The organism is Halopseudomonas sp., assembly GCF_041579695.1.
In the GTDB taxonomy this organism is placed as follows: domain Bacteria; phylum Pseudomonadota; class Gammaproteobacteria; order Pseudomonadales; family Pseudomonadaceae; genus Halopseudomonas.
This window is the reverse complement of the sequence record NZ_JBFGFI010000049.1, coordinates 1-21,575: the sequence shown is the minus strand read 5'-3', so window position 1 is coordinate 21,575 and position 21,575 is coordinate 1. Positions and strand designations below refer to the sequence as shown.

Genomic DNA, 21,575 nt, shown 5'->3' with positions numbered 1-21,575 from the left:
AGCGCCTGGTCCCATGGCACATTCTGCAGACGCAGCGTAATGCTACCCTGAACAGTGTCGCTGGCAACCAGGTTCAGGTCGGTGAAGTCGGCAATCAACTGCAGTACCGAGCGCACTTCGATGTCCTGGAAGTTCAGCGACAGCTTCTCGCCGGTGTAGGCGAAGACTTCCGAGCGACGCTGTTCTGCTTCGGTGCGGCTGAGTGGCTTGAAGCTGACAATCAGGCGCTCGTCGGTCTGATAGACCAGATGTTCGTAGAAGCCGGTCGGCTCGATGCTGATGACCGCATTCCCATTATTGCTTGACGCGTTGACGAAGTTCACCGGCGTAGCAAAATCGGTCACATCCAGTCGGACTCTGAGCGCGTCAGGAAGCTGGGTGTTGGGGAAATTCAGACGTATCTTCCCGCCCTGCTCCTGCACATCGACACGGACCGAAGGATCGGACAGATCGACTACCACGTTACCCTCACCCTGGTCACCGCGCTGAAAATCCAGGCCGCGGATCGCCGAACCGCTGGCGGCAGGACTACTGACCACCGGCTCGGATGAGGAGCGCCAGCTACCTGGCACTGCCGCAATTTTCGCTGGAGCAGGCGCGGGAGCTGAAGTGTAACCCGGAGCGCTGCCGGTCCCGACCAGCACATAGAGGTCGTTGCCATCTAAGCGAGTCGTATAGGGAACCAGGCTGTCGAGGTTGATGATCAGACGGGTGCGGTCGTTTGCTTCGACAACTGTGAGGCTTCTGGCATTGCCCATGCCCAACTCCCGGTTACGGGAATCCAGCTGGCTCTTGACGCCGGGCAGGTCAATCGCAATTCGTGCGGGCTGCTCGATGGTGTAGCCCTTGGGATTCGCCAGCACTGGCTCATCGAAGGTCAGCTTGAGCTCGACCCGTTCACCCGGCAATGAGGCAACGTCCAGATTCTGCAGATTGGCCGCCAGGGCCAGCGGACTCAGCAGCGCAATAACGGCGGCGAGCGTAATTTTACGGGTTAGAGGCATTTGATTGCGTTCCACGCTTGACTGTTTACAGTTCATGATTTCTCTCCCTGGTTGACTTATCCGCGCTCAGGCAATCCGAGCGTTCGCGGGCGCTCCAACCAACCGCCTTCACCGTCGGGGACGATCTCCATCACTTCGACACGCCCTTCCTCGATTGCGACAATGCGGCCGTGATTCCGGCCCAGATAGTCCCCTACCTGCACTCGATGGACACTGCCAGCACCACGGATAAGTGCCTGCATACCGCCTCCGTCACTCAGGGTACCAACCATCTCGAACCCCTCGATATTGAAACCTTCGAGGAACTGTTTGACTCTGTCTTCATCCGGCTTGATGTCCTGTGAGCCGCGCTGACGCTGCGTTACATCCACTCGTATAGGCGGCTGAAAAGGGCTTCTCAGCGAAGCTGCACTATAAGTAAATGCTTCATAGGTCTTGAAGCGGGGCAGCGGCTCGATATTGCCAGCTGGTCTGGCACGGGTCTCTGCCATGAATGCCTGCAGATCGCCGAAGCCGCTGTCTCCGCATCCGGTCAGAATCAGAGAGGAAGCGAGAGCCAGGGCCCATACACGCTTGTGCATGATCATTGCTGGCCTCCTTCGTCGTTATAACGGTAGGTCCGGGCGAGGATACTCATATTCAAGAGATCGCCGTTCCCTTCGGCCACAGGCGAAATATCGAAATCGTGAAGGGTGACGATCCGGGGCAAACTCGCCACACTACTGACGAAAGTACCCATGTCATGATAACTGCCCTGCACCACGATCATGATGGGCAATTCGATATAGAACTGCTTGGCCGTTTCCGGCTGCAGCGTAATGGATTCGAACTCAAGACCGCTGTTGAGGCCCATCTGCGTTATGTCTTCCAGCAGGCCGGGCACTTCGGTGTCGCTCGGCAACTGCTTGAGCAAGGTGCCGAAGCGCTCTTCGATTTCGACCAGTTGAGCCTTATAAGCTTCAAGGTTGGCAGCTCGAAAGGATTTCGCTTCGAAATCCTTTCTCAGCGTGACTTCTTGAGCTTCGCTACGCTCGAGCCCCGCCTGCAGATCCTTGAGGTGGAAATGATACCCGGCGAACATAAGCGCAATCAGTAACACCAGCCCGACGATGAACTTGAGCGCCCCCGGCCAGGAGCCGACGTTATTGAAGTCGATATTGTTGACATCGATTTTCTTGAAGCTTTCAATGGATTTGGACAGGCTCATTGCTGTTCCTCCCCGGCGCTTACAGCGCCCGGCTCGGTCTGCTTGACCGACAACTCGAATATGTTGGCCTGATCCAGGCCGCCCGATGTAACGGCGCGCACTGCGGTCAGATTCGGCGAGGTAAGCCACTCAGACGCATCCATCTGCCGCATCAGATTGGAAACCCGGCTGTTGGACTCGGCCCGGCCGTCAACGTTGATGGTCGACCCCTCCATCTGGAGGGAATCAAAGTAGACGCCATCGGGCAGGGTCCTGGCGAATTCGTCGAAGACCCTGACGATAATCGGGCGATTACCCTGCAGATCCTGGATGATTTTCATTCGATCTAGCAGCTGCGTGCGACGCGCCTGTAACTGTTCAATCTCCTTGATACGCGCTTCGAGTAGAGTGATTTCCTTTTGCAGGAACTCGTTACGGGCATTCTGGTGGTCGATCTTGCCATTGAGGTAGCGATCCCCGAGAAAGACCAGGCCGCCAGCGAAAATGATGATCAGCACCAGAACAGTCATGAATTCTTTTTTGCGCTCTTCCCTGAGCTGCTCGCGCCAGGGTAACAGGTTAATGCGAGCCATTAGTCGAAACTCCTCATTGCCAGACCACAGGCAATCATCAGCGCAGGAGCGTCATTGCTGAGCGCGACGGCGTTGACCTTGTTTGACAGGGTCATGTTTGCAAAGGGGTTGGCCACCAGCGTCGTGGTGCCTATTTTTTGCTGGATTAGCTGATCGAGCCCCGGAATAGAGGCAGTGCCCCCCGCCAGCAGGATGTAGTCGACATCGTTATACTGGCCACCGGCAAAGAAGAACTGCAACGAGCGCGATACCTGCTGCACTACCGCATCCTTGAACGGGCTCAGAACCTCTGTCTCGTAATCATCCGGCAGCCCCCCCTGCTTCTTCGCCAGTCCGGCTTCTTCCTGGGAAAGGCCGTAGCGACGCTGAATTTCGTCGGTCAATTGCTTGCCGCCGAAAAGTTGCTCGCGGGTATAGATGATCCGGCCCTTGCTGAGAACGCTGAGAGTCATCATCGTGGCGCCGATATCGATCACCGCGACGGTGACATCATCGCGATCGCCGTCCAGTTGATCGATAACCAGCTCGCAGGCTCGTTCCATCGCGTAAGCCTCGACTTCGACCACCCGCGCATTCAGTCCGGCCAGAGCCAGCGCTGCCTCGCGAATATCCACATTCTCCCGGCGACAGGCCGCGAGCAGCACCTCGACGCGATCCGGATTGCGGGGGGAGACGCCCTGGACTTCGAAATCAATCGCGACTTCGTCGAGCGGGTAGGGAATGTACTGGTCGGCTTCGAGCTTGATCTGCTCTTCCATCTCGTCTGGATCGAGTCCCGCATCCATTTCGATGGTCTTGGTTATGACGGCCGAACCCGCGACCGCAACAGCGGCCTGCTTCAAAGAGGTGCGTGACCGGGCCAGGACTTTCTCCAGGGCCTGACCGACACCTTCGAGCTCGACGATATTCTTCTCGACGACAGCACTTGGTGGAAGGGGTTCAACCGCATAGGCCTCGACCTTGAAACGGTTGCCGGAGCGGCTGAGTTCGAGAAGCTTCACCGTAGTGGAGCTAATGTCGATGCCCAGCAGCGTATTCGCTTTTTTCTTTATGAGCCCTAGCACAGCCAATTTCCTATCAGCATCCGACACTTACGGACGGTTTATGTTTTCCTACATTAAATAACAGACCCGGCACAAGCGCAAATAGCTAAAACAAAAAAAATACGCTTATAATGGAGTATGTTAACCCGTTCTCATCTGGCCCCATCCCTAACCATTTCATTTGACAGGGAATTCGCTTCTCCCCTATGCGATTTTTAAAATTTCTATTCTGGTCAATTATTGCTTTTATCAGCGCCCCAATCCTAGTTTTGAGCGGGGTCGCTCTGTATCTGAGCCCTGATCTGCCTGACGTTGACTCTCTGCGCGACCTGCAATTGCAGACCCCTTTGCGGATATATAGCACAGATAACAAACTGATTGCTGAATTCGGGGAGATGCGCCGCATCCCGATCCGCTACGAACAAGTGCCAACCGATTTCATCAATGCGCTACTTGCTGCCGAGGATGATAACTTTCTCAACCATCGCGGTGTTGACCCGATGGGTCTGCTGCGAGCCGCAACCGAACTGGCACAGACCGGTCAGATCCAGACCGGCGGCAGCACGATCACCATGCAGGTCGCGAAAAACTATTTCCTCACCAGCGAGCGGGTATTTTCCCGCAAATTCAACGAGATCCTGCTCGCCTTGCAGATCGAACGCAGCCTGGACAAGCGCGAAATCTTCGAACTCTACGTCAACAAGATATACCTGGGCAATCGCGCTTATGGAATCGAAGCTGCGGCCCAGATCTATTTCGGCGAATCGATCGATCAACTGGATCTGGCCGACCTGGCCATGATCGCCAGCCTGCCCAAGGCTCCCTCGCGCTACAACCCGGTCTCGAACCCGGAAAGAACACTGATCCGTCGCAACTGGATTCTGGGTCGGATGCTCAGCCTTGGCAATATCGATCAACAGGCTTACGACGAAGCTGTCGCCAAGCCGATCAACCCCAAGAAACATGAGGCGAAACCCGAGCTACAGGCGCCTTACGTCGCCGAAATGGCGCGCCTGGAGATGGTCGAGCGTTTTGGTGATGAAGCCTATACCAGTGGTTATCACGTTTACACTACGGTCGACAGTGCCCAGCAGGAGTCTGCCAATCGCGCATTACGTGAAGGTCTGATGGAATATGACCAGCGTCACGGTTACCGCGGCCCCGAAGCCAGCCACCCCGACAGCACGCCTGCAGAGTGGAAGTCACTGCTCAAACCATACGGGGAAATGGGCGGACTGGTTCCTGCGATAGTCACCGCAGTGACAGCTGACAAGGCGCTTATCCAGATGCGCGGTGGTGGCCTTGGCGAGATTCCCTGGGAAGGCATGCGCTGGGCGCGAAAGCACCTGAATACCAACAGCCTGGGACCCAATCCGAGCAGCCCCTCCGACATTCTGAGCGTGGGCGATATCATTCGGGTAAGCCCCCTGGAAGACATAAATTACAGATTGTCACAGATACCTCACGCCCAGAGTGCGCTCGTAGTGCTATCGCCCGAAGATGGCAGCATACAGGCACTGGTAGGCGGGTTCGCCTTCGAGCAGAGCAAGTACAATCGCGTCACCCAGGCGCGGCGCCAACCCGGCTCCAGCTTCAAACCGTTCCTGTACAGCGCGGCGCTGGACCATGGCTACACCCCGGCGAGCCTGGTGAACGACGCACCGCTGGTGGTCAACGCCGGCCACATGGAAGAAGCCTGGCGACCACGCAATTCCGGGGGTGACTTTTTGGGGCCCATCAGGCTGCGTGAGGCGCTATATCGCTCGCGCAATCTGGTATCCATACGCCTGCTGCAGGATATCGGCGTCGATCGGGCACTGACCTACATCGAGCGCTTCGGCTTCAGTCGCAGCGAACTGCCACGCAACCTGTCTGCGGCCCTCGGCACCCCCGAGCTTACGCCGCTGCAGATCGCCCAGGGCTATACCACTATCGCCAACGGTGGCTATGCGGTGAAACCCTATCTGATCGAGCGGATAGAAGATCATCAGAGCCGAATCATCGACTTTGCCAGGCCCGCCGCCACACCCGGTGCGATCGAAGCTCATGTCGAGCGTGCCAAGCGCTACGGTGCAATGGCTGTGTTGCCGGAAGTCGAGATACCCGCCGCCGAGCAGGTCATTGACCCACGCACAACCTATCAGCTCACCAGCATGCTCCAGGATGTAATCAGTCGCGGGACGGCTGTCCGCGCCAGGGCGCTTGAACGGCCGGACCTGGCGGGCAAGACAGGGACTACCAACGAGCAGAAGGACGCCTGGTTCTCCGGCTACAACGCTGATTTGGTGGCGACGGTATGGGTCGGCTTCGATCAGCCCGCCACGCTGGGGCGTCGCGAGTACGGCGGTACTGCAGCGTTGCCGATCTGGATGAAATTCATGGCCGAAGCACTCGAAGGTCGCCCGGAAAGCACGCAACCGATGCCCGATGGCCTGGTCAATGCGCGCATTGATCCGGACACTGGCCGCACCGCGCGGCCGGGCAGCGACGATGCACTGTTCGAGGTATTCAAGGAAGAAGACGCGCCGCCGTCCTACAGCGAACTCGATGCCGGCGGCTATTCCAGCGAGGGTGCAGTAACGCCGCTGGAGCTATTCTGAGCAGACGCCGGGTGCGGTGCCCGGCGCTCATAAGCGAGAACATGCACGGCATATTCGGCAAACCGCCGGCACCTTCAATCGCCGTCCAGATGATCCTATGCTGGCTGTCCGCCTAGTCGACCAGCCACCATGTCAGAGGACAGATCATGCGGGAACGCGATTATCTCGAACGCCTGAAAGACCTTCAGAACCGCGCCTGGCCAGCGGGCAAGCCGACCCAGCCCGAATATCCGCTGGGCCAGCGTCCACTGAACGAATATCTGGATCACTGGGCGGCGACCCGCGGCGACAAGACCTCGATACATTTCTACGGCCATGACCTGAGCTATGCCGAGCTTGCCGAGCAAAGCAACCGCTTCGCTGCGCTACTGATCTCTCTTGGCGTGAAGCCAGGAGACCGGGTCGCCGTGTTCATGCCCAACTGCCCCCAGTTCCACATCGCCTTCTTCGGGATTCTCAAGGCAGGCGCGATTCATGCGCCGGTGAGCCCGATGGCCAAGGGCATGGAACTGAGCTATCAACTGGTCGACAGCGGCGCGTCGGTGATCATCTGCTTCGACCAGCTATTACCTGTGGTCCGCGACATTCGCGAGCAAACCGACCTGCGCGAGATGATCAGCACCAGCCTGTCCGAACTCTGTCCGGCCACATCGCCAGTGCCGGTTCCCGACCTGCTGCAAGCGCCCAAGCTGCCAGTCACCGACAGTATTGACATGCTGCCGGCGCTGGCCGAGATCGAGCCCCCGGCAGTTCTACCGAGCATTGCGCTGGATGACATTGCCGCCCTCAACTACACCGGCGGCACCACTGCCCTGCCCAAGGGCTGCATCCATACCCATCGCGACATGCTCTATACCTGCGCCAGCTTCATGCCCGTCGCCCTGGGCCTGGAGTCCGACCGGGTCAGCCTGAATTTCATGCCCGAGTTTTGGATCGCCGGCGAGAACGCGGGCCTGCTGTTTCCGGTATTTGCCGGCACGACCATGGTGCTGCTGGCCCGCTGGGATGCGCTTGCGTTCATGAGTGCTGTGCAGTATTACCGGGTCGGGCATACCGGACTGCTGGTCGACAGCGCTTCGGAAGTACTCGACCACCCCCGTGTGGATGAGTTTGATTTCAGCTCCCTCGAAGTCACCAGCTGCGTGTCCTTTATCAAGAAACTCACCCCTGAATACCGTCGCCGCTGGCGCGAGCTGACCGGCTGTACGCTGTTTGAGACCAGTTTCGGCATGACCGAGACGCACACCTGCGATACCTTTACCGCCGGCATGCAGGACGACGATTTTGATCTACGTTCCGCACCCACCTTCGTCGGCCTGCCGGTGCCCGGTACAGAGTTCAAGGTCTGCGACTTCTCTACCGGGGAATTGATGCCACTGGGGGCCGAAGGTGAGCTGTGCGTGCGTACGCCGTCCCTACTCAAGGGTTACTGGAACAAGCCCGAAGCCAGTGCCGAGGTGCTGCGTGATGGCTGGCTGCATACCGGCGATAGCGGTTTGATCACCGAACAGGGACACATCCGCTATCTGGGCCGGCGCAAGGAAATGCTCAAGGTCAACGGCATGAGCGTATTCCCCAGCGAGCTGGAGGCGATGCTCGGCCAGCATCCCGACATCCTGGCATCGGCGGTCATCGGCCGGGCTGACGAGCAACGTGGGGAAATGCCGCTGGCATTTATCGTCGCCAAACCCGGCAGTGGCCTGACTGCCGATCAATTGCACTTGTGGTGCAAGAAAGCCATGGCGGTCTACAAGATACCCGAAATCCGGTTGGTCGAATCCTTACCGATGACAGCGACCGGCAAGGTCAAGAAACAGGAATTGCAGGAATGGATCTGATATGAACTTCAATAGTCTGCTGATTGCCAACCGCGGTGAAATCGCCATCCGACTAGCCCGTGCTGCGGCTGAACTGGATATCCACACGGTCGCCATTTACGCCGAAGATGACAGCGAATCCCTACATATACGCAAGACTGAAACGGCCGTAGCCTTGCGGGGGCGCGGCGCCAGTGCCTATCTGGATGCCGAGCAGATCATTACCGTCGCGCTTGAGCACGGCTGCGATGCGATCCATCCGGGCTATGGTTTTCTCAGCGAGAATGCCGACTTCGCCCGCCGCTGCGTAGCCGCCGGCATCGTCTTCATTGGCCCGGATGCCTCGGTGCTGGAGACCTTCGGCGACAAGGCCAGCGCCCGCCGCCTGGCCAGTGAATGCGGCGTGCCGCTCGGTCAGGGTACCAACGAAGCAACCAGCCTCGAGCAGGCCAGAGCCTTCATGCAGAAGCAGGGACCGGGTGGTGCGGTGATGCTCAAGGCCCTGGCGGGGGGCGGTGGTCGCGGCATGCGCGCGGTACACAGCCTGGATGAACTCGACGAGGCTTATGCCCGCTGCAGCTCCGAAGCCCGAGCGGCCTTTGGCACCGGGGACCTCTACGTCGAACGCCTGATCCGCCGGGCACGGCATATCGAAGTCCAGATTGTCGGCGACGGAACCGATGTGAGCCATGTGTGGGAGCGCGAATGCACCCTGCAGCGGCGCAACCAGAAACTGCTGGAAGTAGCCCCAAGTCCAAGCCTCGCCCCTGCACTGCGCGATCAATTACTGGATGCCGCTCTCACCCTGGCCAAGGCCGTCGGCTATCGTGGCCTGGGGACCTTCGAATTCCTGCTTGATGAAGATGCTGGCGACTTCGTGTTCATGGAAGCCAATCCGCGCATTCAGGTCGAGCACACCGTTACCGAGGCAGTGACTGGTCTGGATCTGGCGCAAATCCAGATCCGTCTGGCTGCGGGGGCAACACTGAGCGATCTGCAACTGACGCAGTCGCAAATACCAGCTCCGCGCGGCTTCGCGGTTCAGTTGCGGGTAAACCTGGAAACCATGGCCGACGACGGTAGCACCCGGCCCACTGGTGGTACCCTCTGCGCGTACGAGCCACCCAGTGGCCCGGGTATCCGCGTTGATGGCTACGGTTACAGCGGCTACACCACGAGCCCCAGTTTCGACTCCCTGCTGGCCAAGGTCATCGTCCAGGCTGATGCCGACTACCCTGCCGTGCTGCGCCGCGCCTACCGCGCCCTGTGCGAGTTCCGGCTGGAGGGCGTCGGCAGCAACCTGTCCTTCTTGCAGAACCTGCTTCGCAGTCCCCGGGTTCAGGCCAACGACGTCACCACCGCGTTTATCGAAAAGCATGCCAGCGAGCTGATCGACAACAGCGCGCATCCCAGCCTGTTTTTTGCACCGAAAAACACGCGTGACCAGCAAAGCGGCAGCCAGATCGCCGCACCCGCCGGCACCGCGCCACTGAATGCGCCAGTGCAAGGCGTGCTGGTAGCACTGTCGGTTGAAGCCGGCGACGCCATTGCCGTTGGCCAGCAGGTCGCCGTGATGGAATCGATGAAAATGGAATTTGAGGTCAAGGCGACACAAAGCGGCATCGTGCGCGAGTTGCTGGTCGAGCCCGGCGCGAGCCTGTTCGAAGGCAGCCCGCTGCTGTTTCTAGAGCCGGCCGAGGTCGCGGTCAGCGAACAGAATAACGAAGAGCAGGTCGATATCGCCCACATACGGGCCGATCTGGCCGAGGTACTTGAGCGCCAGGCCGATCTGACGGACGAGCGCCGCCCTGCCGCGGTGGCCAAGCGGCGCAAGACCGGCCAGCGCACCGCTCGTGAGAACCTGGCGGACCTGCTCGATGAGGGCAGCTTCAAGGAATACGGTGGTATGGCCCTGGCTGCCCAACGCGGCCGGCGCACCCATGAGGAACTACTGGCCATGAGCCCCGCGGACGGACTGGTCAACGGCATCGGCACGGTCAATGCCGATCTGTTCGGCGAGCACGCCAGCCGCTGCATGGCGTTGTCCTACGACTACACCGTATTCGCCGGCACCCAGGGCGTGATGAACCACAAGAAGACCGACCGCATGCTGGATCTGGCAGAAAAATGGAAACTGCCGGTGGTGTTTTTCACCGAGGGCGGCGGCGGCCGCCCCGGCGATATCGACAAGGTCGGCGTTGCCGGCCTGGACTGCACGACTTTCATGCGCATGGCCAGCCTGAGCGGCCAGGTGCCGCTGGTGGGTGTGGTCTCGGGCCGCTGTTTCGCCGGCAATGCCGCCTTGCTGGGCTGCTGCGACGTGGTGATCGCCACCGCAAACGCGACCATTGGCATGGCAGGACCGGCGATGATCGAGGGTGGCGGACTCGGCAGCTACACGCCAGAGCAGGTCGGGCCAACCAGCGTCCAGAGCGCCAATGGCGTGATTGACGTGGTTGTCGCCGATGAGGCCGAAGCCACGCGTATCGCGAAGCAATATCTTTCGTACTTTCAGGGCGACATGAAGAGCTGGGAAGTCGCCGACCAGCGTGAACTGCGCCACCTGATTCCGGAAAATCGCCTGCGCGTATATGACATCCGCCAGGTGATCGACTCGCTGGCTGACAGTGGCTCGGTACTGGAGCTGCGCCGTCAGTTTGCACCCGGCATGATTACCGCGCTTATCCGCATCGAGGGCCGTCCGTTCGGCCTGATTGCCAACAACCCGATGTACCTCGGTGGCGCGATTGATGCCGCCGGCGGCGACAAGGCCGCGCGCTTCATGCAGCTATGCCAGGCCCATGGCCTGCCGATGGTCTCGCTGTGCGACACACCCGGTTTCATGGTCGGACCGGAAGCCGAGCAACAGGCAACTGTGCGCCATGTTTCGCGCATGTTCGTCACCGCCGCCAGCCTGCAGATCCCTTTCATGACCGTGGTCCTGCGCAAGGGCTATGGCCTGGGTGCCCAGGCCATGGCGGCCGGCAGCTTCCAGGCGCCACTGTTTACCATCGCCTGGCCTAGCAGCGAGTTTGGCGCCATGGGTCTGGAGGGTGCGGTACGCCTGGGGTATGCCAAGGAGTTGGCGGCAATCAAGGATGAAAACGAGCGTAACGCGATGTACGAGAAGCTGGTCGCCGAGCTGTATCAGCGCGGCAAGGGCGTGAGCATGGCGAGTTTTCTGGAAATCGACGCGGTGATCGACCCCCTGGAAACCCGTGAGTGGTTGTTGCGTGGCCTGAACTCAGCTCCTGCCAATTCGCTGACCAAAGGTCTACGGCCTTTCGTGGATACCTGGTAGCACAGCGGCTCAGTATCACTCACGGCCAGATGCGCGCTGACCAGTGGACGCGCCTCTGGCCCGATTACTGAAGTCGAGTGAAGCAAGCTCAGCTGGCGGTGCGCAACATCACCCACAGCGTGACGCCCAGCGGAAGCAGCAGCGCCGTCGCGGTTCCCAGCAAGCTCATCGCCAATGCTGAGAAAGCGCCCTGCTCCTCGCCTTCCTCGATCGCTCGGGAGGTGCCGACAGCGTGGGCGGTCATGCCCATGGCCATGCCCCAGGCGGCGGGCTCGGTGATCTTGCATTTGCGCAGTAGCCAGGGGCCAAACAGCGGACCGAGCACACCGGTGAACATGACGAACACCGCCGCCAGCGCAGCAATGCCGCCGAGTTGCTCGGCGACCAGCATGGCAATTGGCGAGGTGACCGATTTGGGCGCCAGAGTCATCAGGATCATATGCTCGGCGCCGAGCGCCCAGGCTATCAGCAAGGTGATAACCGTCGCGAAGAGCCCGCCCAGCAGGATGGTCAACAGGACCGGCCAGAAATACAGCCTGATACGGCGAAGATTGAGATACAGCGGCACTGCCAGCGCGACGGTCGTCGGGCCGAGCAGAATCACCAGAGGCCATACCGCGTCGCGATACATGACGTACTCGATACCCAGCATCGACAGTAATCCGACCAGAATGGCAACCGACACCAGCACCGGGTGGAATACAGCAAGCCGCGTACGCTCATAGAGGGCCAGCCCTAGCTGGTAGGCGCCAAGTGTCAGGCCGAGAAGAAACAGCGGGTGCCCGGTTACCACCTGCCATGCTTCCAACAATGAGTCGCTCACCGCTTGGCCTCCGCACGGCGCTGACGCCGGATAAGCGTCTGCATCAACCAACCACACAGCGGCAGCGTGAGCAGGAACGACAACAACAGCGCAACCATGATAGCGGTGGCGTCGGCGGCGATCTCCCTGCCGTAGGCCATCACCCCGACCGCAGGGGGCACCAGTATCAGCGGCAGATATTTGAGCAGACCGGAGGCTGCCATATCCAGCGATTCGCCAGTTCCCCCGCGCAGGCAGAGGAATAGAACCAGCAATACCATGCCGATAATCGGGCCGGGCAGAAATGGCAGAAACAAAACGCTGAGGCCGCTACCCAACAACTGGAAGACGATCAGCCAGGTCAATCCACGCAGCAACATGGTCAAAGCCTCGGGTGGCCATAAGAGAAGTGCGCAGATTAATGGGTCCGGGCAGGCCTGACCACCCCTACCATGGTCCGCAAACGCAAGGGCCGGTCTGTTGACCGGCCCTGTTACTGCAACGACAAGCTGACGTTGATCAGTAACCGCGCAGACTGGCGAAGCGATCCGCGTGGAAGCGGTAATCGCCGAACAATGCCTGTACCGGCCTCGCACGCTTCATGAACAGCCCGACGTCGAATTCATCGGTCATACCCATGCCGCCGTGCAGTTGCACTGCCTCATTGGTTGCCAACTCGGCGACCTCGCAGCTCTTGGCCTTGGCCAGGCTGACCAGAACCGGCGCTTCTGGATCCTGCTCGTCCAGCGCAACCAGCGCCTTGAGCACCACCGATTTGACCAGTTCCAGCTCGCTGAACAGGTGCGCGCAGCGGTGCTGCAAAGCCTGAAAAGAACTCAGCGTCACACCGAACTGCTTGCGTTCCTGCAGGTACTTGACGGTGATTTCGAAGGCCTGCAGAGAAACGCCCAGCAGCTCTGCCGCCAGTTGCGCATTGGCGATATCCAGCACCTTTTCCAGTGTCGCAAACCCCTGGTCGATGTCGCCCAGCAGTGCGTCGGCATTCACCTGCGCGTTGTCGAAACGCACAATGGCGGCGTTGCGGCTGTCGACCATGATGGTGCGCTCGACGCTGACCCCTGAGGTATCGCGATCAACGAGTAAAAGGCTGATGCCCTCGCGGTCGTTCTGCTCGCCACTGGTGCGTACGGAAACGATCAGCTTGTCCGCCACATGGCCGTCAATCACGAAGGATTTCTGACCATCAATCACGAACATGTCGCCCTGGCGCCGGGCGGTGGTGGTTACACGGTGAGGTGCGTGACGCGGCGTCTCGTCGATTGCCAACGCAGTCAACAGACGACCTTCGGCGATAGCCGGCAACAACTCCTGCTTCTGCGCCTTGGAGCCTGCCAGTTGCAGCACCGACACGCCAAGCACGGCGGTCGACAGCAGCGGCGAGGCGCTGAGGTTGCGGCCAGCGTATTCGAATACCTGGCCCATGCCGACGTTGCCGAAGGCCGAGCCCCCAAAGTCCTCATCGACCAGCGTGCCGACAAAGCCCATCTCAACCATGCCCTGCCACAGGTCACGGGAAAACCCGGTCTCGTCGCGCTCATCGCGCAGCTTGCGCAACTGGCTGATCGGTGCTTTTTCGCTCAGGAAGCCCTGTGCGGCATCCCGGAGCATCTGCTGTTCTTCATTAAGTACCAAAGCTGCCATTAGTCTTGTCCTCGATTCGTTCTACTGGAGCCCGAGAATGTTGCGGGCAATCACGTTGAGCTGGATTTCCGAGGTACCGCCCTCGATCGAGTTGCCCTTGGAACGCAACCAGGCGCGCGGAACCGCACCCTCGTTCCAGGCCTCGCCTTCCCAGACCATCGCATCGCTGCCGTGCAACGCGACCAGCAGCTCCTGCCGACGCTTGTTCACTTCAGTACCGTAATACTTGAGCATCGCCGAGGCGTTACCCACGCCCTGGCCCGCCTTGGCTTCGTCCAGCACACGCTCGGAGGTCAGCTCGAACGCCTTGGCATCGAGCTCCCAGCGAGTGATGTCGCTGCGCAAATAGCCGTCTGTCAGCTTGCCGTTTTCCAGACCCAGGAGCTCGACGGCCAACTGGGGTAGGGTTTTCTGGCCGGCTGCAGTGCGTCCCATGCCACCGATCATCTCGCGCTCGTGGGTCAGCAAATATTTGGCATAGGTCCAGCCGGCATCGATTTCGCCGACTACCTGACTCTTCTCTACCCGCACATCATCCAGAAAGGTCTCGCAGAATGGGGAGCTGCCGGAGATCAGTTTGATCGGGCGGGTGCTGACACCGGGCGTTTGCATATCGAACAGCACCAGACTGATTCCCATCTGCTTCTTCGCATCGGGGTTGGTGCGCACCAGACAGAACATCCAGTCGGCCTTGTCGGCGTAGGAGGTCCAGATCTTCTGGCCATTGACGATGAAGTGATCTCCCTTGTCTTCGGCCTTGGTCTGCAGACCGGCCAGATCCGAGCCGGCGCCTGGCTCGCTGTAACCCTGGCACCAGCGGATTTCACCGCGCACGATTGGCGGCAGATGCTGACGCTTGAGTTCTTCGGAGCCGTATTTGAGGATAGCCGGCCCGATCATCCACACGCCGAAGCTGGACAGCGCCGGGCGAGCCTGGATCCGCGACAGCTCCTGGCGCAGGATCTTGTGCTCTTCGCGGCTCAGCCCGCCACCGCCGTATTCCTTCGGCCAATCAGGCGCGGTCCAGCCCTTTTCCGCCATGCGCTCAAGCCACTGGCGCTGCTCCTCGCTCTTGAACTTGAAATCGCGGCCTCCCCAGCACTGATCGTTATCAGCGGAGAAAGGAGTACGCATGCTTTTCGGGCAGTTCTCTTCAAGCCAGGTACGTACTTCCTGACGGAATGCGTCCAGATCGGTCACGGGATGGTCTCCTCAATGAATCGACAGCGTGTATCGGTGAATGTGCAATCAGTCAGCATAAGATACTCTCGAGGCGCGTCCAATGCCCGCTCCTTGACTGTGGGAATAATGACCCATTAGTCACGCCAATTTTATCGCAACCTGTGTTTCCAGGCTCTCTGCGCGCGGCTGACTGAAATCCCGCTACTGCTGGCCATTCAGCCGTCACCTGCCTCGCTCATACCGGATAGGATAAAGCAGGCCGCTCCCCGGCCATGCAGGAGCTGATAATAATGCACAACAAGAAGCAGCAGGACGCGCCACTGAGCGTACTTATCGTCGGCGCCGGTTTTGGCGGAGTCGGCCTGGCAATCCGCCTGGACAAGGTGGGAGTCAGCGACTTTCTGATCCTGGAGAAAGCCGCTGATGTTGGCGGCACCTGGCGTGACAACAGTTACCCGGGGGCCGCCTGCGACGTGCCTTCGCACCTCTACTCCTTTTCCTTCGAGCCGCGTGCGCAGTGGTCCAGCCGATACTCGCCACAAGCCGAAATTCACGACTACATCCGCCACTGCGCGAGCAAATACCATCTGTACCCGCGCATCGAATTCGACACCGAGATCAGCCAGGCGGAGTTCGATGAAGCCGCCGCACTCTGGCAGGTGACCACTACCGACGGCAGACAATACCGGACACGTGCGCTGGTCACCGCCTGCGGTCAATTGAACCGGCCGCTCTACCCGTCGATTCCCGGTCTCGATAGCTTTGCCGGTGAGGCCTTTCACTCGGCCCGCTGGCGTCATGATGTCGACCTGGACGGCAAGGCAGTGGCGGTAATCGGCACCGGCGCTTCGGCAATCCAGTTCGTCCCGCAGATCGCACCGAAGGTCAGCAAGCTCAAACTGTTCCAGCGCAGCGCTCCCTATGTGATCGCCAAACCGGATCGACGCTACAGCGAGCGCGAACACGCATTGATGCGCCGCTTCCCGCTGCTGCAGAAGGTCAGTCGCGGCGGCCATTACCTAACGCACGAAATGCGCGCGCTGGCCTTCATCAGCTTCCCGTCGCTGATGAAAACCATGGAGAGCAGGTTCCACAAACACCTGGAGAAAGGCGTCTCCGATCCGCACAAGCGCGCCCAACTGGTGCCGGATTATCCGATGGGCTGCAAGCGCATGCTGATCAGCAATGACTTCTTTCCTGCGGTGGACCGTGACAATGTCGAGCTGATTACCACCGGCATCGAATCCATCACGCCCACTGGCATCAAGGACAAGGACGGGAAGGCGCACGACGCCGACGTGCTGATTTTTGGCACCGGTTTCGCCGCTACGGACTTTCTCGCGCCGATGAGTATAAAAGGCCTGGACGGGATCGACCTCAACGAGGCCTGGCGCGCCGGCGCCGAAGCTTACAAAGGCATCAGTGTCAGCGGCTTTCCCAACCTGTTCATCCTGTACGGCCCCAATACCAACCTGGGACACAACTCGATCATCTATATGCTGGAAAGCCAGTTCAACTATGTAGTCGCCTGCTTGCAGACTCTGGCCCACCGTGGCTTGCGCTACATAGACGTAAAACCTGACGTGCAAGGCGCTTTCAACGCGAAGATCCAGGATGCCATCAGCACCACCATCTGGAGCCGCGGCTGCAACAGCTGGTACCAGACTGCGGATGGCAAGCAGACCAATAACTGGCCGGGCTACACTTTCAGCTATCGCCGCCTGACACGGAAACCGGAGCTGGACGACTATGAATGTGCGCGCTGATTACACCCATCCCGGACCCGGGCAGCCACTATTACGGAACATCATCCGCGGCGCGGTGCGGCTATTGTTTCGCGGCCTGATCCGTCCCGGCGTCCCCGTCTCTATACAGCGCGCGATCCTGCGTCTGCTGACCGCGACCATGCCCGTCGTTGGCGGCGTGCAGCGCAGCCGCGAGCTGATCGCCGGCCGGCGCACTGGTGTGCCTTTCCCCGCTAGTCGACTTTACCTGCGAGCACCTGCATAGCCCTGACGCTGGCGATCCACTGCTTAACCGAAGCTGGATCGAGCAAGCAGCTGATCTGTTCTGCCCACCCGGCATGGATCGCCGGAAACCGGGGCTGTCGCCGATCAATGGTGATCTCTCCAGTCTGCCACCGCTGTTGATCCAGGTCGGCGAAGACGAATTGCTGCTCAACGACAGCCTGCGCCTGGCAAAGACAGCACGGGCAGCTGGCGTGCGTGTGCAACTCGAGCGCTACCCCGACTGCTGGCATGTTTTCCAGGCTAATGCTGGCGTACTGAAAGTCGCCGATACTGCACTGGAACGTGCTGGCATGTTTATCTCCGGGGCCACCGGAACCTGACCTCGCCGATGATGCAGGCGGCCCGACCTGGCGCCTCCTTGCAATGAATCGATTACCTGCACAAGAATTCTGTACAGGTTTTTTTGAGCTATCTGCCACCCTTATCCGCTCAAAACCCGCCTTCACACCGCATACCTCGTGAGCAAGCCCCGCCCGCAGACAAGAAAGCGACGTCAAAATGCCATTATTTATTGTACAAATAGATTCATATGTATAAGATCAGCGCCATCGCTAACTAAAAAGGACACACACCCATGTTTCGCCAGCTCACCATTGCGCAACGTCTCGGCATGGGCTTCGGGGTTGTACTCTCCCTGATGATCATCATCGCGCTGATCGGGATAAACCGCGTCAGCGTGATTGATTCCACTTTGACCTACGTCAACGAGAACGCCACGGTAAAGCAGCGGTATGCGATCAATTTCCGTGGCAGCGTTCACGACCGTGCGATTGCGATACGCGACGCAGTGCTGGCACCGGATGTACGCGAATTCAACCGGTCCCTGCAACAGATCGAGGAGCTGAACGCTTTCTATCAGGAGTCGGCAGGGGCAATGGACAGGCTGTTTGCCAACGGCAGTCCGAGCGCCGAGGAACAGCGCCTGCTGGCAGCCATCAAGCGGATTGAAAGCCAGACGCTGCCACTGACCGCTGATCTGGTCGCCCAGCGCCGCAACAGCGACACCCTGGCCGTTCGCGGCATGCTGCTGAATGAAGTATCCCCCGCTTACAGCGAATGGTTGGCTCGCATCAACGCATTCATCGACCATCAGGAAGACCTGATTGCCTCAGAGATCGGCACTGTGCGCGGCGTTGCCGGCGGCTTCCAGTGGCTGATCCTGATCCTCACCGGCGTAGCGGTATTGCTCAGCATTGGCGTGTCGATGCTGATCATCCGGCAGATCCGCTCAACCCTGGGCGCCGAGCCCTACGAGGTTGCCGAGGTAATGCAGCGCCTGTCCAATGGCGAGCTGAACCAGCAGATCACCACCGCTTACCCCAAGAGCGTTATGGGTGCCGCCCGCGATACCGTGAAGCGACTTTCCGACATCATCGAGCAGGTGCGTCTGGCCTCGGTCAACCTCAGTGAATCCGCCGAGCAACTGCTTGAAACCTCGGACAGCAACAACCAGCAGATCCGTCTGCAATCGCGTGAATCGGAGCAGATGGCCACCGCTATTCACCAGATGGCGGCGACTGTCAACGAGGTCGCCGGGTACGCGGCCAAAGCCGCCAATGCAACGCGCAATGCGGATGAGGAAGTAATAACCGGTAACCGTATCGTTGGCACCACTGCAGGCGCCATCCAGGATCTGGCCAATACCCTGGAAGACGCCACCGAGACAGTCAAGAAAGTCTCCCATGACAGCGGCAACATCGAGAAGATCACCGAAGTGATCAACGCGATTGCCGAGCAGACCAACCTGCTTGCACTGAATGCCGCCATCGAGGCCGCCAGGGCCGGGGAGCATGGCCGCGGTTTTGCGGTGGTCGCCGACGAGGTCCGTTCACTGGCAACGCGTACACAGGACTCGACACGGGAAATCCGCGGCATGATCGGCACGCTGCAGGAAGGTGCAAGCAACGCCGTTGGCGTGATGGAGACCAGCCGTGAGCTGGCCCAGAAGACCGTCGCACAAATCCGCCAGGCCGAGGGCGCGCTGGGCAAGATCAGCCACGAAGTCAGCGCAATCAACGAAATGAATGCACAGATCGCCAGCGCCTCAGAAGAGCAGAGCGCGGTCGCTGAAGAGGTGAACCAGAACATCAACCGGATTCACGATGCCACGGTGGAAACCTCCGCAGGCTCTGACCAGGTCGCGTCGTCCAGCCGGGAGCTCTCGACCCTGGCTGTCCAGCTCAAGGAGAGGGTGCGTTTCTTCCAGCTGTAAGACCCGCTTTAACGCTGCCGCTCGATCTGCTGGTCCAGCAGATCGGCCACCGGCAGGGGCACCCCGAGCCGCGTCAGATTCCAGTAATGACCTTCCAGCGTCCGGTTTATCAATAGCGTTCCCGGTGCCGGTTGCAGGCTTCCCAGCGCCTCCAGCGCATCCGGCACCACCCGTTGGATCTCCTGGTGCACCGGCTGGGCAGTAAAGTCCCACAGAGCACCCTGCTGCAGAAGAGGTTTGAGCAGCGCTGTCAGGTTGCGATACAAAGGCCATGGCGGTGCTGACTGCGGTTGTCGCGTGCCCAGTGCCTGAAAACCGCGCTCCAGCTGCTCGGGATTACCCGACTGCAGCGCCCGGAAGGTTTTTACATACGCATCCATCACCGGAGCGGCGACCGTCTGCACACAACCGAAATCGTAGACCACCAGGTCACCCTCAGCGGTATAGGCAAAGTTGCCGGGGTGCGGATCAGCGTGCAACTGGCCCAATTCGAAGGCCTGGGCAACCAGCCATTGCGACAGCGTGTGTGCCAGCCGGCGCCGGACATTCAGGGTCGCCTGGCTGACATCGGCAAACGGCAGGCCTGGCACTTCAGTCAGTACCAACACGCCGGGGCGGCAGAGATGCTCGATCGGACGCGGAAACAGCAGTCCGGACCAGCCGGCAAAAAACTCGCGAAACTGCTTCAGGCGCTGCATTTCGGCGGCGTAATCCAGCTCCGCGGTAATGGTCTTATCCAGTTCAGCGTAAATGCCCTCGAGCTGCGTCGCAGGTGCACGAAACAGCCGACCCAGTGGCAACAGCCGGCGCACCAGGCGCAGGTCGGCGGCGCAGATTTCAGCGATCCCCGGGTACTGGATCTTCAGCACCAGCGCCTCGCCATCCAGCCCGCGGGCCCGGTGAACCTGCCCGAGGGACGCGGCGGCAAAGGGCTGCTCCTCGATAGACTCGAAATAGTCTGTCAGTGGGCCCTGATACACCTGTCGCAGGTGTGCCTGCAGGGGTCCATAGGGCAACGCCGGCACCCGATTCTGCAGCGCTACTAGGGCTCGGGCTATCGGCTCGGGCAACACATCATGCCACTGCGATGCCATCTGGCCGAGCTTGAGAACCGGCCCTTTCATGTCGCCGAGCACCTCGGCAAGCAGATCGCCTACCGGTTGCCAGTCGATCCCGGAGCGCCCGCGCAATAGCCGCTGGCTGAATACGCCACCGGCAATCCGTGTGGCAGTGCCGGCCAGACGCAGCAAGCGGCGGGCAGAGGAAGCTGAGGGTGGGCGGGACGGCGGCAGGGTCATCACGGACTCCATGAACAATCTCTTTTGATACTGATCCGCACGCGCGTGACTCGCAATCACGGTGCGGTAAGCAAAAATGACAGCCTTTTGCGCCAGCGTTTCACACAGCGGGTTTGAGCGCCGGACGGGCATCTTCTAAGATGGATGTTTAGCCCATCCTTCGGAGTACCAGTGGCGATCACCTCCCGCAGATCAGAGCAGCCCTCCGGTGCCGGAAATCATCCTGGCAAAATCAACAATCTGCTCGGCGCCACCTCCGCCTTCTGCGCCTGGCTGGCATTGTGGGCACTGCTGACTCAGGCGCAAGGCTGGGCATTCGGCGTGCCTATCGCGGCCATGGCGACCTTCGTCGGTTACCGCCTCCGGTTGCGTTGTGGCAACTTGCGTCTGCGCTTGCTGCCGGCTTTCGTCGGTTTCTTTCTATGCAAACTGTTCTCCGGCGGCTGGGATGTGGCCCGACGTGCACTGCATCCCCGGCTGCCCATCGCGCCGGACTGGCAGACCTTCGCCCTGAGCAGCAGAGACCCGCGCGTCTGCCTGCTGCTGTCGGCCATGGTCGGCTTGCTCCCGGGCACCCTGTCATCGCACCACACCGGCCAGACGCTGCACGTACATGCGCTGGACCAGCACCAGGACTGGCAGGGCACAGTGGCAAGATTGGAAGAACTCCTGTCCCGCCTCCTCGGCGAGGCTCGGGTATGACGCTGCTCGCCGCCATCTTGCTCCTAAGCATCGCCGCAGGACTCTGGCGGGTGGTGCGCGGCCCGACACGCGCCGACCGCCTGCTCGCCGTGCAGTTGTTCGGCACCACCGGCGCGGCGATCCTGCTATTGCTGGCCCACAGT

18 protein-coding genes are annotated in these 21,575 nt (G+C 60.1%); 8 read left to right on the top strand and 10 right to left on the bottom strand.

Going from position 1 to position 21,575, the window contains the following annotated elements:
• The 5 genes from ABYA88_RS10495 to ABYA88_RS10475 all read right to left on the bottom strand — a co-directional run.
• On the bottom strand, positions 1 to 1,004 hold a 1,004-nt coding region (locus tag ABYA88_RS10495), incomplete at its 3' end, for an AMIN domain-containing protein (RefSeq protein WP_373187182.1).
• 56 nt (positions 1,005 to 1,060) lie between these two features.
• Entirely contained in the window at positions 1,061 to 1,585 is a 525-nt protein-coding gene (locus tag ABYA88_RS10490; protein ID WP_373187183.1) for a pilus assembly protein PilP, read from the bottom strand.
• A 2-nt stretch (positions 1,586 to 1,587) separates the two neighbouring features.
• On the bottom strand, positions 1,588 to 2,211 hold the full coding sequence (locus tag ABYA88_RS10485) for a type 4a pilus biogenesis protein PilO (RefSeq protein WP_373187181.1): 624 nt from the start codon (positions 2,209 to 2,211) through the stop codon (positions 1,588 to 1,590).
• Positions 2,208 to 2,783 carry a PilN domain-containing protein gene (locus ABYA88_RS10480; RefSeq protein ID WP_373187180.1) on the bottom strand — a complete coding sequence of 192 codons (576 nt, stop codon included), beginning with the start codon at positions 2,781 to 2,783 and terminating at the stop codon, positions 2,208 to 2,210. The genes ABYA88_RS10485 and ABYA88_RS10480 overlap by 4 nt, the downstream gene beginning before the upstream one ends.
• Entirely contained in the window at positions 2,783 to 3,847 is a 1,065-nt protein-coding gene (locus ABYA88_RS10475) for a pilus assembly protein PilM (protein ID WP_373187179.1), read from the bottom strand. The genes ABYA88_RS10480 and ABYA88_RS10475 overlap by 1 nt, the downstream gene beginning before the upstream one ends.
• A 185-nt stretch (positions 3,848 to 4,032) precedes the next feature.
• On the opposite strand from ABYA88_RS10475, the gene ABYA88_RS10470 reads away from it, so the two are divergent.
• The 3 genes from ABYA88_RS10470 to ABYA88_RS10460 all read left to right on the top strand — a co-directional run bounded on the left by ABYA88_RS10470 (position 4,033) and on the right by ABYA88_RS10460 (position 11,544).
• Positions 4,033 to 6,426 carry a penicillin-binding protein 1A gene (locus ABYA88_RS10470; protein ID WP_373187178.1) on the top strand — a complete coding sequence of 798 codons (2,394 nt, stop codon included), beginning with the start codon at positions 4,033 to 4,035 and terminating at the stop codon, positions 6,424 to 6,426.
• Positions 6,427 to 6,572: 146 nt separating this feature from the next.
• The gene (locus ABYA88_RS10465) at positions 6,573 to 8,264 is read left to right on the top strand and encodes an AMP-binding protein (RefSeq protein WP_373187177.1); all 1,692 of its coding nucleotides are present in this window, start codon (positions 6,573 to 6,575) and stop codon (positions 8,262 to 8,264) included.
• A gap of 1 nt (position 8,265) precedes the next feature.
• Positions 8,266 to 11,544, top strand: a complete 3,279-nt coding sequence (locus ABYA88_RS10460; RefSeq protein ID WP_373187176.1) for a carboxyl transferase domain-containing protein — start codon at positions 8,266 to 8,268, stop codon at positions 11,542 to 11,544.
• 88 nt (positions 11,545 to 11,632) lie between these two features.
• On the opposite strand, the gene ABYA88_RS10455 is transcribed toward ABYA88_RS10460, so the two are convergent.
• From ABYA88_RS10455 to ABYA88_RS10440, 4 genes are all read right to left on the bottom strand, one after another.
• On the bottom strand, positions 11,633 to 12,367 hold the full coding sequence (locus tag ABYA88_RS10455; protein WP_373187175.1) for an LrgB family protein: 735 nt from the start codon (positions 12,365 to 12,367) through the stop codon (positions 11,633 to 11,635).
• Complete coding sequence (locus ABYA88_RS10450) at positions 12,364 to 12,726, bottom strand: CidA/LrgA family protein (protein WP_373187173.1); 363 nt, start codon at positions 12,724 to 12,726, stop codon at positions 12,364 to 12,366. The genes ABYA88_RS10455 and ABYA88_RS10450 overlap by 4 nt, the downstream gene beginning before the upstream one ends.
• 139 nt (positions 12,727 to 12,865) lie before the next feature.
• On the bottom strand, positions 12,866 to 14,008 hold the full coding sequence (locus tag ABYA88_RS10445; RefSeq protein ID WP_373187172.1) for an acyl-CoA dehydrogenase family protein: 1,143 nt from the start codon (positions 14,006 to 14,008) through the stop codon (positions 12,866 to 12,868).
• A 21-nt stretch (positions 14,009 to 14,029) separates the two neighbouring features.
• Positions 14,030 to 15,208, bottom strand: coding sequence for an acyl-CoA dehydrogenase family protein (locus ABYA88_RS10440; protein WP_373187171.1), 1,179 nt, complete (start codon positions 15,206 to 15,208; stop codon positions 14,030 to 14,032).
• Positions 15,209 to 15,480: 272 nt separating this feature from the next.
• Between ABYA88_RS10440 and ABYA88_RS10435 the strand changes: the two genes are divergently transcribed.
• From ABYA88_RS10435 to ABYA88_RS10420, 4 genes are all read left to right on the top strand, one after another.
• On the top strand, positions 15,481 to 16,956 hold the full coding sequence (locus ABYA88_RS10435) for a flavin-containing monooxygenase (RefSeq protein ID WP_373187170.1): 1,476 nt from the start codon (positions 15,481 to 15,483) through the stop codon (positions 16,954 to 16,956).
• Complete coding sequence (locus ABYA88_RS10430) at positions 16,940 to 17,200, top strand: hypothetical protein (protein WP_373187169.1); 261 nt, start codon at positions 16,940 to 16,942, stop codon at positions 17,198 to 17,200. The genes ABYA88_RS10435 and ABYA88_RS10430 overlap by 17 nt, the downstream gene beginning before the upstream one ends.
• Positions 17,154 to 17,540 carry an alpha/beta hydrolase fold domain-containing protein gene (locus tag ABYA88_RS10425; protein ID WP_373187168.1) on the top strand — a complete coding sequence of 129 codons (387 nt, stop codon included), beginning with the start codon at positions 17,154 to 17,156 and terminating at the stop codon, positions 17,538 to 17,540. Before ABYA88_RS10430 ends, ABYA88_RS10425 begins: the two co-directional genes overlap by 47 nt.
• A gap of 254 nt (positions 17,541 to 17,794) precedes the next feature.
• Entirely contained in the window at positions 17,795 to 19,432 is a 1,638-nt protein-coding gene (locus ABYA88_RS10420; protein WP_373187167.1) for a methyl-accepting chemotaxis protein, read from the top strand.
• Positions 19,433 to 19,440: 8 nt separating this feature from the next.
• On the opposite strand, the gene ABYA88_RS10415 is transcribed toward ABYA88_RS10420, so the two are convergent.
• On the bottom strand, positions 19,441 to 20,742 hold the full coding sequence (locus ABYA88_RS10415; RefSeq protein ID WP_373187166.1) for an ABC1 kinase family protein: 1,302 nt from the start codon (positions 20,740 to 20,742) through the stop codon (positions 19,441 to 19,443).
• 159 nt (positions 20,743 to 20,901) lie between these two features.
• Between ABYA88_RS10415 and ABYA88_RS10410 the strand changes: the two genes are divergently transcribed.
• The gene (locus ABYA88_RS10410) at positions 20,902 to 21,432 is read left to right on the top strand and encodes a Na+/H+ antiporter subunit E (protein ID WP_373187165.1); all 531 of its coding nucleotides are present in this window, start codon (positions 20,902 to 20,904) and stop codon (positions 21,430 to 21,432) included.
• The last annotated feature ends 143 nt before the right edge of the window (positions 21,433 to 21,575 follow it).

What these genes read in the sequence shown, in the direction of transcription:
- ABYA88_RS10490 (WP_373187183.1), bottom strand. Translation starts at nt 1,585, where the DNA reads ATGCACAAGCGTGTATGGGCCCTGGCTCTCGCTTCCTCTCTGATTCTG.
- ABYA88_RS10480 (WP_373187180.1), bottom strand. Translation starts at nt 2,783, where the DNA reads ATGGCTCGCATTAACCTGTTACCCTGGCGCGAGCAGCTCAGGGAAGAG.
- ABYA88_RS10470 (WP_373187178.1), top strand. Translation starts at nt 4,033, where the DNA reads ATGCGATTTTTAAAATTTCTATTCTGGTCAATTATTGCTTTTATCAGC.
- ABYA88_RS10460 (WP_373187176.1), top strand. Translation starts at nt 8,266, where the DNA reads ATGAACTTCAATAGTCTGCTGATTGCCAACCGCGGTGAAATCGCCATC.
- ABYA88_RS10465 (WP_373187177.1), top strand. Translation starts at nt 6,573, where the DNA reads ATGCGGGAACGCGATTATCTCGAACGCCTGAAAGACCTTCAGAACCGC.
- ABYA88_RS10485 (WP_373187181.1), bottom strand. Translation starts at nt 2,211, where the DNA reads ATGAGCCTGTCCAAATCCATTGAAAGCTTCAAGAAAATCGATGTCAAC.
- ABYA88_RS10420 (WP_373187167.1), top strand. Translation starts at nt 17,795, where the DNA reads ATGTTTCGCCAGCTCACCATTGCGCAACGTCTCGGCATGGGCTTCGGG.
- ABYA88_RS10435 (WP_373187170.1), top strand. Translation starts at nt 15,481, where the DNA reads ATGCACAACAAGAAGCAGCAGGACGCGCCACTGAGCGTACTTATCGTC.
- ABYA88_RS10450 (WP_373187173.1), bottom strand. Translation starts at nt 12,726, where the DNA reads ATGTTGCTGCGTGGATTGACCTGGCTGATCGTCTTCCAGTTGTTGGGT.
- ABYA88_RS10415 (WP_373187166.1), bottom strand. Translation starts at nt 20,742, where the DNA reads ATGGAGTCCGTGATGACCCTGCCGCCGTCCCGCCCACCCTCAGCTTCC.
- ABYA88_RS10430 (WP_373187169.1), top strand. Translation starts at nt 16,940, where the DNA reads ATGAATGTGCGCGCTGATTACACCCATCCCGGACCCGGGCAGCCACTA.
- ABYA88_RS10445 (WP_373187172.1), bottom strand. Translation starts at nt 14,008, where the DNA reads ATGGCAGCTTTGGTACTTAATGAAGAACAGCAGATGCTCCGGGATGCC.